Raw genomic sequence first — 11,931 nt, 5'->3', positions numbered from 1 at the left:
TGGTATTATTTCTTATCAGGTCTATATGAACTCTTCATAGAAACAATTCTGTTAAATACCATGTGGTCTGGCTTTGAGTCTTTGGTATCAAGACAGAAGTAACCAGTTCTCATAAATTGATACTTATCTCCAGGCGCTCCCTCTGCAAGGCAAGGCTCTACATAACACTTGTCTAGCACAGTAAGGGAATTAGGATTAATATTCATGCTTCCATCCTCATTATAAACGCCTTTTTCCTCATCAATGAGATTCTCATATAATCTCACTTCTGCTTCCTTGGCTGTTGTCGCCTCTACCCAGTGAATAGTTCCCTTGACCTTGCGTCCGGTAAAGCCGGAACCACTCTTGGTCTCAGGATCATATGTACAATACACTTCTGTGACATTGCCATTCTCATCTGTCTTGTAATCAGTACATGTCACAAAGTAGGCACTCATAAGGCGTACCTCGTTGCCCGGATATAATCTAAAATACTTGCGAGGAGGATCAATCATGAAATCTCCCCTCTCAATGTAAAGTTCCCTGGAAAATGGAACTTTTCTCGTACCCATATCCGGATTCTCCTGATTGTTTGGCACATCAAGCTCCTCAACCTGTCCCTCAGGATAGTTGGTGATGATGAGCTTGATAGGATCCAAAACAGCCATAACTCTAGGCTTAACCATCTTAAGGTCCTCACGAATACAATACTCAAGCATAGCATAATCAGATGTTGAATTGCTCTTTGACACACCTGAAAGTTCCATAAACATTCTGATAGATGAAGCAGTAAAGCCCCTTCTTCTGAGAGCCGCAATAGACACAAGACGTGGGTCATCCCATCCATCTACAACTCCGTCTTCTACAAGCTTCTTGATGTAACGCTTTCCGGTTACAACATTTTTGAGATAAAGCTTTGCAAACTCGATCTGCCTTGGTGGATTCTCAAATTCACACTCCTTAACCACCCAATCATAAAGTGGTCTGTGATCCTCGAACTCAAGCGTACAGATGGAGTGACTGATTCCCTCAACTGCATCCTCGATTGGATGAGCAAAATCATACATAGGATAAATACACCACTTATCCCCTGTATTGTGATGGCTGATATGAGCGATTCTGTAGATAATAGGATCTCTCATATTGATATTAGGACTTGACATATCAATCTTAGCACGAAGAACTTTGGCTCCATCCTCGAACTCTCCGTCCTTCATTCTGGTAAACAAATCCAAGTTTTCTTCTATACTTCTATCTCTGTACGGACTATTTTTCCCTGGTTCTGTGAGGGTACCTCTGTACTCTCTGATTTCGTCAGGTGTCAAGTCGCACACATAGGCTTTTCCCTTCTTAATAAGCTTAACAGCACACTCGTACATCTTGTCAAAGTATGCCGAAGCATAGTATACAGGTGGCTTCTCCCCACCGATAATCCACTGAACATCCTCGAGAATTGAGTCTACAAACTCTTCCTTCTCCTTTGTCGGATTAGTATCATCGAATCTAAGGTTAAATATTCCGTTATACTTTTTTGCAAGTCCTTGATTCAAGATGATAGACTTTGCGTGTCCTATATGCAAGTATCCGTTAGGTTCCGGTGGAAAACGAGTCATAATATCACTATATCTTCCACTTTCCAAATCTTTATCAATCTCCTGTTCGATAAAGTTCTTGGATACTACTTCTGTTTCTTCATTATCTAAATTTTCATTATTTGTTACTTCTGCCATTGTATTTCCTCCTGAAAAGTTAACTTCCACACCATTATACCCCAATGGCGCCAAGTTTGCAATGAAGTTTTTTATTTATTCGGATTAACTCTTCCAGTATATATTCTTGAGTTAGTATACTTGATATAATCGCTCTGCTCTGAGCCATCTATCGGATTACCATCCTGCGTCTCAAGCATAGATACTGTAAGTTTTACCTCGTAGTTGGCATATTTTCTTGATGAACCTTCGAACTCATCTGTTTGGCCGGTATATACTTTGAAATCAATCGGAATCTCGTATACACCGGACTTGAGATCAAAGGCTGATTTGTTAAACACATAGGTCCACTTCTTAGAGTTACTCAGTGTAAGACTGGATACCGGACTTGTTTTTCCACTGACATTTAAGCTTTGGAGAAATTCGCCCAAAACCTTCTTCTCGGAATAGCCATCATCATTGGAAAGCATCTCTATCTCACACTTGATAAAATTGGCTTTTGCCGCAGAAGACTGGAAATGTGTAATATTATAAGATCCAAGCGAGGTGATCGGAACCGGATTCTCATCGAGCTCCTTGGCATTGATTCCCAACTGTCCATAATCACCTATCTCACTATCCGCATATGCATTATAATTAAGTTCAGCAGTCTCCGCACCATCATAATAGTAGTAATGATTATCCTCTGACTTTTTGCTAACCTCACTGTATGCAGTCTTGGTATTATCGGAGGCAATGTTGGAATATCCCACTATCGAAGTTCCCACGCCATCCTCCGGACCAGGCAAAAACTGCTTCTTCAAATCATCTTCCGTAAATGTGAGTTCCACATCGGCAGATATGGTTACAACTCCCTGAGCGAGCTTAATTCTAAGCTGCTCATTGTTTCTAAATTCGATGTAGTTAGGAGTAACTATTCCCGCCTCATCCGCATTAGTTGCAGCCTTGCCATTAATGGTATAAGATGTCGGAACAGCCTTCTTTATAGCCTCAATTCCTCTAGTCTTATTGCCGCCCTGATGCTTATCTAAACTCAACATCAAACTCTGGAATATAGATATCGAACTAATCTGTGTCAGATATGTATTAACTATATTCTCAGACTCCTCTGTTATACCTATAGTGGCACTGAGATTAGTCCTAAGCACATAATCATCACCCGCTGCATGAGCTAGCGTACTCATGTTGAGCTCCGTATCCGGAGTCACCGTCAAGGTATTGTCATAGATATAACCCGTTACAAAGTGAGAATCCTGATGTATATCAGATACTCTCGAAGGATATGGTGTACTTCCCATGGTCTCCGGACAAGTTATATCATAATGGTAAACAGCCTTACTGCCGGACTCATAATTGGCAGTTGTAAATATGGTGAGGAAGTATCTCTCCGTCAGATTGTCACTGGCATCAATATCTATCTCATATTTATCTGATGCAGGTATACTGCTGTCCGTAGGATGAGCTGTAGTATCAATCATCCTGAACTTCACTCCGTCATTCGCCCCGCCGCTATTGTCTTTTACTGTTGCCGTTCCACCGTAATCTGATACTTTGACAAATGTTCCGCTGGTGCTCTTGCTCGCCGTAACTGTCATCATATCATTGAATTTCTTCGGCTCAAAAGCATTTCCATTAATATCCTTGAACTTTTGTAAGTCAAGCTCCCAAATGTCAGAAGTGCCCTTCTTCTTAAATGATGTCTCATCTAACTTATCAAGGTAATATGATTTTCCGCTGTCATTTACATCAATCAAAACCATCTTGGTCTTGCAATCATATACAGAATTTCCACTCTCTATACCCGCCTTTTCTCCTCCAAGCACAAGAGAACTGTTAGAGAAATTGAGCTTTTTACTGTAATTATCTAAGAGGGAATCCCCTGATTGTGCTGCTACCGCCCAGTCTGATCCCGTTCTATTATATGAGTATGCAAACTCGGCAGTGAGCGGTGTTCCAAGATTTTCAAGAATTGTATTTTCCCTGATATCCGTCACAGGAATTGTATCTACATAATTAGTTCCGGATGCCAGATTAATTCTAAAATCATACTCCAAGAGTTTTTTGACATATACAGGCACATAGAGGTGATAAGCCACTTTACTAGGTGTAGATGGATCTTTGAACTGTACATCGATCAGAGAGAACTGTGGCGTCTCTGATGCAGTATCTGTGTCGCTTGAATTCATAGAGAAGAATCCATCTCCCTTATTCTTCAAACAACTGGAATTACCATCTATCGTGAGGGTAGATCCATCTGCTGAGTATGTACACTTACTTAACTTTACCTCAAATACATTGCTATTATTGGTCTGGAAATCCATATCTGTATTGGTCAATAATCTCAGATAATTATTTATAAGCTCAGTAACATTTGGTGGATACAAATCATCAACTATTAGAACAGGAAAATCCTTATCTGCCACAACACTACTTCCCGCTTCCTCGGAAAATGTTGAGAGTTTTCTTGTTATAGTCGAATAAGCTGACTCATAATCATCTATATTATCCTTAGCATATAAGTAGTATCCCGGTTTCTCTGAATTAATATCGCTATTAATCCTTGATAATACCTTGGTGGTATTACCACTTCCAGCCTTTTGTACCTCGCTCATACCATCTGAAGTCAAGAAATACTTATTGGTCTCATCTAGTTTATCTCCATATGGGAGCGTAGATGTAACATATGGATTATTATCTGTAACTGCTCCTCCTGCCGTTGCCAATACGTTATTGGTACTATTTACATTAGAAAATGTTTGGCTCCTAGTATCTTCATCCAAAGCATCTCCTCTGTAATCGGCAAATACTACATATCCACCTGTACCATAAGTACCTCCACCGCCAATGGTATTTTGAACCATTGCACTGTTTTCTCTGGTATCAATGCGGGAGAAACCTGCTAACTTGATTACATTGTTAGTTGCATCTTTGACTCCTCCACAAATACTACCCACGTTATTGCCATTTCCGTTCAATGTAATATTTCTTTCAAGTACATTGTATCCATATAACTGTTTTGAATTCGAACTGCCAGTGTAAGTCATATATCCTATTAAACCTCCGGCATATCCCTGATTACTAGTAGTGGATGTGGCTGTAATTGTATTCTTTGATACATTTACATTCTTGGTAATCAATTTATTCTTTCCATCTGCGTCTTGTTCATGCCCCCATAATCCTACAATTCCACCGGCATATTTCTTTCCACTTATTGTATAACCGTTAACCTCACTTTCAGATATTGTAATATCCTTTACATCTCTCTTTGCCGCTCCTACAAATCCGCCAGAAGCCTCATCGGTACTTTCTATTATTCCATCAAGGTTCTCTCTACAGAAAACTCTAACATTAGATATTTTAGATTCTTTTTTAGTTGACGTAGTTGACGCTATATATCCTATCAAACCACCAACTGTATAACTAGAGCTAACCGACTGATTGTATATCTTACAATTATCTATATTAAAACTTCCCTTGTTTATTATGCCAATAAGACCACCTGTATTTAGCGGTGCGTGCTCGCTTTTAACAAAAGTCAATTCATCCTGATTTTCAGTACCAACAATAACATTCTTTATCGTTGTACCTTCACTGTTTCCTCTGCAATTTCCTATAAAACCTCCAACACCATAGTGATAATCTTTACCTGTTGTTCTTTCTTTGCACTCACTTACCACCTGTTTAATACTGTAGGTTGCATTTCCATTATCAATCTTTATCGTTCCATCGAAAGATCTACCTATCATTCCCCCAGCATTTGCTGCCCCATGGACATTGATGCCATATGAAGGATTCTTCTTTGTATTTTCAATTGTTGTATCATATGTAGTATTTTTTGGTGGATATACAAATCCAATTAATCCACCAGAATACCTTATACCTTTTATATTTATATCCTGCAAAGCTACACTATCTATGTATTGATTGTTTTTAGACACACCTATTAGTCCACCAACACTTATCATCTTTTTCATGTCAACATTTGCTCCGTCAGCTGGATCAGATGCTGTATCATTAGTTGCCGCATAATATATTTCATCACCTGTTTTACTGTCTATACAATTTGCTTTTACGCTTCCGGTAAGAATAAAATCATAAAATCCTTTCGATGATGAATTTGTAGTTCCACTCTGAATATTTATTAGTCCTAAGCCCACATCATCTGAGTGCTCGTAATTTTCAAAATCATACGACTTGGGATCTTTATCTCTACCCTTAACATAATATGTATAGCTTGTATTCTGAGCCACCTTTGCACCTTTTCCGTCAAACTTTGTCACTTTTAACACATGATCTGATGTAATAAAACTTCCAATTCCCTTAAATCCATCCGGCAAATCATAGTTAGCTCCGCTTTCCAATTCGACAGTACAATCCTTCTTTGATATCTGCTTTGCATAATAATTGCCATTCACTGCATTGGTATAGTTTGCAACCAAATAAGGAACATAATTTGCAACAGTTGAAGTCGAACTGGTGTCTTTGGTTGAATCCACATAATCTCCATATGTCTCTTCTAACCCGTCATCGCCTATCTTCTTATATTCTGATCTTCTGGTAGTCTGATCACTGTTAAAGTATCCGGTTTTAGTACCAATACTGGTTGTATTAGTTGTATTAGTCAGAATGCCCATTCCTGCATTCACTATCAATGACAACAAAAACATCGACTGTGAGTCTGGAATGCTAATGGCAAATCCACTGCTTACAGATAATTTGTCATCTTCTGTTAGTGATGAATACTTCTTAATATCCACAATTGGATAGTGCTTTTTACCATTCTTCAGAGTAGCATCCTCTTCTCTTGGATTATACTTGGTAGTCTCATTGACAGCAAATCCATGAATAACTCTTCCGACAAACGGATTGACATATAGCCACAGGTTGTTGTCTCCTTCAGCCATGTTCTGTGTATGCACTGACTGGTTGTAGGATGTGATATTTGGATTAGAACCTCCCTTTACAGCTGTAACATTTTTACTCTCCAAACCACTTAGCCCTGAAAGCATATTCTTAAATATTACACCGCCCTGAAGCACTACACCCACATAACCTCCCACAGGTTCAAACTGAGCACACGCTCCCCTGGTTTTAATCACTGAATCGCCATAGTTTACCTGAACATTGTCAATTATATTATCTCCACCCAAGACATGGCTGATAACTGCACCGTATGCGCCATTATCGCCGGCTGATGTATTGTAATCATATGTTCCCGTCGCATCTTTCAAAGTAATATCGGCATCCACATTAATTGTCAAATCCCTTACAACACTTCCTCTACTGCGTACAACCAAAGGATTAGCTGTTTTGTTGGTGATTGTAGTTTCATTTCCCTCAATAACTCCCCTAAATGAGTAACTACTATCTGCCGCATTGCTACCAAAGCCCAAAAAACCACTGTTTGCTTCCAAAACAATCTCACTGGTTCCCGCCGGTATCTCATAGTATGCCCTTGAAAGATACTTTCTCATATTCTCTTCAGTAATTGATACACTATCATCACCTGACTTATAGAAGTTTCCTGTTCCTGGAGCATGGACATAAGTAGTATGCCCGGACTTGTCATCACACCATGTATCACTAGGAAGAGCGTCTATCACGTCACCATTAAAATTCGATGCACTTTGGAGCCACTTTGAAATCGTTACCAAGTCATTGGCATTAGTTATGATATATGGATCATTATAAGTTCCACATCCATATATTCTCTCAGCCGCCTGGTGGTTTACCTGCAACTGATGCTTATTTCCTGTTTCATCTTTTATCTGCTGCTTTGTACTGCTCTGCTTCACATAAGGCAAAAACTTGGAGAAATCATATGGCTCACTCTGAGAAGCGCTGGTCGGGCTTGTATATTTCAATTCCGTATCAGAAGCAGTTTTAATATACCAATGTTCCTCTCCTATATATTGGTCTCTACCCGATGTATGATTGTCCGGCTTGTCAGATCCATCAGAAGAGCCATCCCAAAGCTCAAGACCATAGGTTACATTGTGATTCCCTGTTCCCCAGTCATCATCATAGGTATATGTATATGTTCCTGAAGATCCGGCTGTATATTGCAACTGCTCTAATAATGTGGATCTGGTAAATATTGACTTTGTGGTATTATATACCGACTCCGCAATACCAGACGGATCATTTTCGCTACTTCTTGCATCGAGCTTAATTCCTGCAAATGTCACATTAATATACTGATTGTTCGTACTATCTCCGGCATTTCCAATTAAGCTTGTAGCAGCTTCTATAGTATTATTTCCATCTTTGTACTTATTACTCGTTGACACATTAGAGATTTTCAGCGTTACAAAATTATTCACTTTATTTATCAACAGCGGAGCATACGAACTAGACTTAGATGCAAAGTTGTGTACTCGAATTCCATCTAAGTTTATGCTTCCACTGAGTGATGATATATTGGTTATTCCCGAAGACGCTGAGGACGAACCGGATACAGTTCCATATACAAGTGCACCTGTTCCATTAGTCCCCGTAGCTCCTATATTACCCTGGAGAGTCAACTCTCCGATATTTACATTCCTGCTAACATTGTAAAATACTCCGTTATGCATCATATAATGCTGAGATTCTTCAAGTGAACTCCAAGCATTGCTGCTCTCATCTTCACACTTTTCAAACTCTTCATTGTAGAATTTAAATGTTCCTGCTATAGTCACATCAGAACTATAATTAATTGGATACCAGCTGTATCCCTTCATGTCATAATTAAGATTAGTTATATTGTTTTCAAATGGATCGGCAAAGTAATACTTTAAGTTTTTACTTGCATAAGTATATACTCCCCAACTCATGAGTTTCTTCTGTGGAGTGTCAAGGTCAGATGCCGTATCACTGGTTACTGTGTCGAGATTATAGTAATATCTCGCATTTTTATTTCTTGTCTTACCTTGCTCAGTTCTAGCCACATAGCTAAGGCTGTCTTCTGCCGTATCTTCCATCCTCAGTCCGGCTGTATATACGGATACAATGGCATTTCCATTGTTCATAATATCGCTTGAAGATGCTGCTGTATATGCCACAAGTTCATCAAATTGCTTATTATCAACTGATTTTGATACATCTGTTCCATCTGCAAAGCTCAGCTTGTAATCACTATCTGCAGTCAGCTTCAGATATATACCATTATTTCCTGATTTTCCCGTATTTACAATCACTCCAACTGAAGAAGCATTTTTAGCATCGATCTTAATTCCTCTCAGATCAAGACTCTCTATATCCCAACATCCGGTAGCTTTGTAAACTAAACCAGTAACAGCTCCCGTTCCGGATGTTAATTCTACCGTCGGGGTTCCGGTTGCACTGACATTCTTCACATCTACATCTGTCAACTCCCACTGATATCCAAGTAGGCCACCCATATTCGTATTAGTTTTCCCCTGGATTTTTATCCCGTTGAGAGAAACATTATCAAGAGTGAGCTTTCTTTTGTTCTTGCTTGATGGATTATCATATCCTGCAATATCAGAGACAAGTCCCGATAATCGACTTTCAGCTTTATCTTTATCTTTATCTACTGTACTCTTTATGGTTCCCTTTAATGTAATATCCTTAAAATCCCAAGATACTGTCGCATCGGCTTTATGTTCAATCTTTCCTATAACTCCACCAAAACATGTGCTTGCATTAGAATTCGCGCCACTTATCTCTCCATCGGCGATGCAATCAGAGATTTTAATATTATTTATATTCACAGTACAAGAACCTACATATCTTCCCACCATTATTGCCGAGCCACCATCTACGGTTATAGCAAGATCACTCGTTGTATCCACATCTGAAATCTCAAGGTATCCTGTAGCCTCTGCCGCAAGCGCACCAACATACATTTTATCAGTTTTAGCCTTGACTAAGATACTTCCTCCAAGTGATAAGCCACTAGCTACTTTTTTATCACCTGAATTATTTATTATTCCAAAAAGACCAGTGAGTTTATGCCTATATACCGGATTTCCTCCCACATTCTTTGTGTCAAATACAATCTTACACTTTGCAGAAGCCGTGGCTGACACAACACCCTTGTACTCAACCAACTTACTTCCATTATCTCTTGTTATTCCTCTGAGACCAGTTCCCTCTAGATTGATAGTTGCACCACTTTTAAACTTGATATTAGCATTTTCAGCTATATTGGTTCCGGATAAAACCTTGTTTTTTCCATCGCCACCAATTTCTATCTGGAAGAGAATTGAAGCCTTGGCATAATCCTCTACTGTTTCAATATTCTCCTTGTCAACCTCACCAATAGTTATGGCATGTTCGTTCTCGGTAAATACAACATCCTTGATCAATTTGTCGCCAAATACCATCACATCTCCGTAACTTCCGATATTATCCACTTCAAGCCCTGATTTCTTGGTATATACAAAGTCCTCATCCGCATATACAAGGGCATTGTCTCTGCTTCCAACGATGCAACCACTATTATCGTTTGGAGTCGAGTACTTAAGATTGATATTTCCTCCCATTCCCAGTACACCGTGGTTGAGATTTCCCACTATTCCACCGCCGCCAAATGTTCCGATTCCATTGTCAGCCGTGCCTATATTCACTCCATCCACATATAGATATCCATAATTGGTGGCACCAACAACACCACCAAAAGTCTCAACTCCTTCTGCTAAGTTGGTTGCTTTATTCAGCTTGAAATTCTTGGCATTTACATAGGATGTCCCCTGTATATAACCTATGCATCCACCATAGTTTTTCACTCCATCATCTTTATTCACTACCGCAGATAAACTATTGATTCTTAGTGTATTCTTCAAATCCTTGGCGGAATATTTTCCTATAAGACCTCCGAGATTATCCGCCTTTTCACCGGAGTAATTGCATGTAATCTCATCATGAGCATTGTCCTTGGATTTGATGATTATCTCGCCACCTGTGAGCTCCGTCTCCTCATCATTTTCTATTCTCTTCTGCTTATTCTCAAGCACACCAAAAAGACCGCCTACTGACCCGCCGGCCTTATTTAAAACTAGAGACGCCTGGATATCATACTTATCCACATCGAATACACTCTTGAAGACTCCATCATTTTCATCTTCCTCGTGAAATGGTCTGTAATAACCGAACACGCCACCTACATTTTGTCCCGTGATAGTCTGCCCAATGACAAATGCAGGGTCTGCTCCATCGTCTTTTTCTTCATTTATCTTAACGGTTCCGCCGTCATTATATCCGACTATTCCACCGGCATATCCATCCTTCTCTGAAGTTATCTCGACTCCATCCCCCTGTGGATGCTTATTCTTGGCTATATTGACAGTAAGTTTTGAACCATCTGCCATAGAACCAACAAATCCGCCTACATTTCCGCTCTTGGTTGTAATCTTAAAATCTTTATTGCTTCCCGTGTAGTCGGCCTCCAAAGTGGATTTAGGCCCCATCTTTCCACACACAAGACCTGTGTCACCAGTTCCTGATATCTGAGTTTTTCTATCTCCATCAACAGAATTATTCTCAATCTTGATCTTCACATTGGCAGATGCATCAATCTCATCGATAATACCACCAATGGAATATATGTAATTAAAACTATTTTTATTAAATGGTTCCAGGGTGATATCCCAATCAGATTTTGTATCAGAATCCCCATCGCTCAGAACCTTCTTGGCAAAAACCGGAGCCATGATGTTGTTATCAGTTCTGGTCAGGGTGATATTTTTGCTATTTCCCGTGTTTTTCTCTGTTATAGATACGTCCTCATATACGTATCCGAAAAAAGGACAATCTAAGTTAAATATAGAAGTGGACGTCTGTCCAAATACTATATCTCCCCTAAATGGTTTCTCCTTTGTTCCAATACTCTCAAATCCCTCAAACTCGCCTGTTGTCGTTCCTTCACCGAAGTTAATTTCTATGAGGTCATTTTGATGACCGTCAAATTCATAATATGCCTGAGAATACCAGATAAGATTTCTCTTTGATGTGATCTTGATAAGATTTCTTCCGTCAACCACTTCATCAACCGGATAGTCACCTACGTCGTACTTTGTCGCAGACTTTACAACCCTGCCCTCGTTGCTGGCTTTCCATAGGCGCACTGACACAGGCTCTGCTGTAAATAGCAGCGCAAAAGCAAGAGCTAAGCTGATAGCCCTTTTCTTGATATCCTTGACGGAATATTTTCTATTTTCTCTTCTGTTTTCCTTAATCCTTTTTCTCATCATAGTCTACCTCGATTCTGTATTGCTTCTCTGTCCGGTATTTCTATCCT

The 11,931-nt window shown here is 39.5% G+C and carries 2 protein-coding genes; both read right to left on the bottom strand.

The genetic code is table 11. The features are described 5' to 3' along the window. Positions 1-5: 5 nt before the first annotated feature. Positions 6-1,709, bottom strand: coding sequence for a glutamine--tRNA ligase/YqeY domain fusion protein (locus L877_RS0103350; RefSeq protein ID WP_051437646.1), 1,704 nt, complete (start codon positions 1,707-1,709; stop codon positions 6-8). A gap of 71 nt (positions 1,710-1,780) precedes the next feature. After that, the gene (locus L877_RS0103345; protein WP_026834886.1) at positions 1,781-11,884 is read right to left on the bottom strand and encodes a hypothetical protein; all 10,104 of its coding nucleotides are present in this window, start codon (positions 11,882-11,884) and stop codon (positions 1,781-1,783) included. Between the last annotated feature and the right edge of the window lie 47 nt (positions 11,885-11,931).

Source organism: Eubacterium xylanophilum ATCC 35991 (assembly GCF_000518685.1).
Taxonomy (GTDB): Bacteria; Bacillota; Clostridia; order Lachnospirales; family Lachnospiraceae; genus Eubacterium_F; species Eubacterium_F xylanophilum.
The sequence above is the reverse complement of the archived record's forward strand: the minus strand, read 5'-3'. Positions and strand labels throughout refer to the sequence as shown.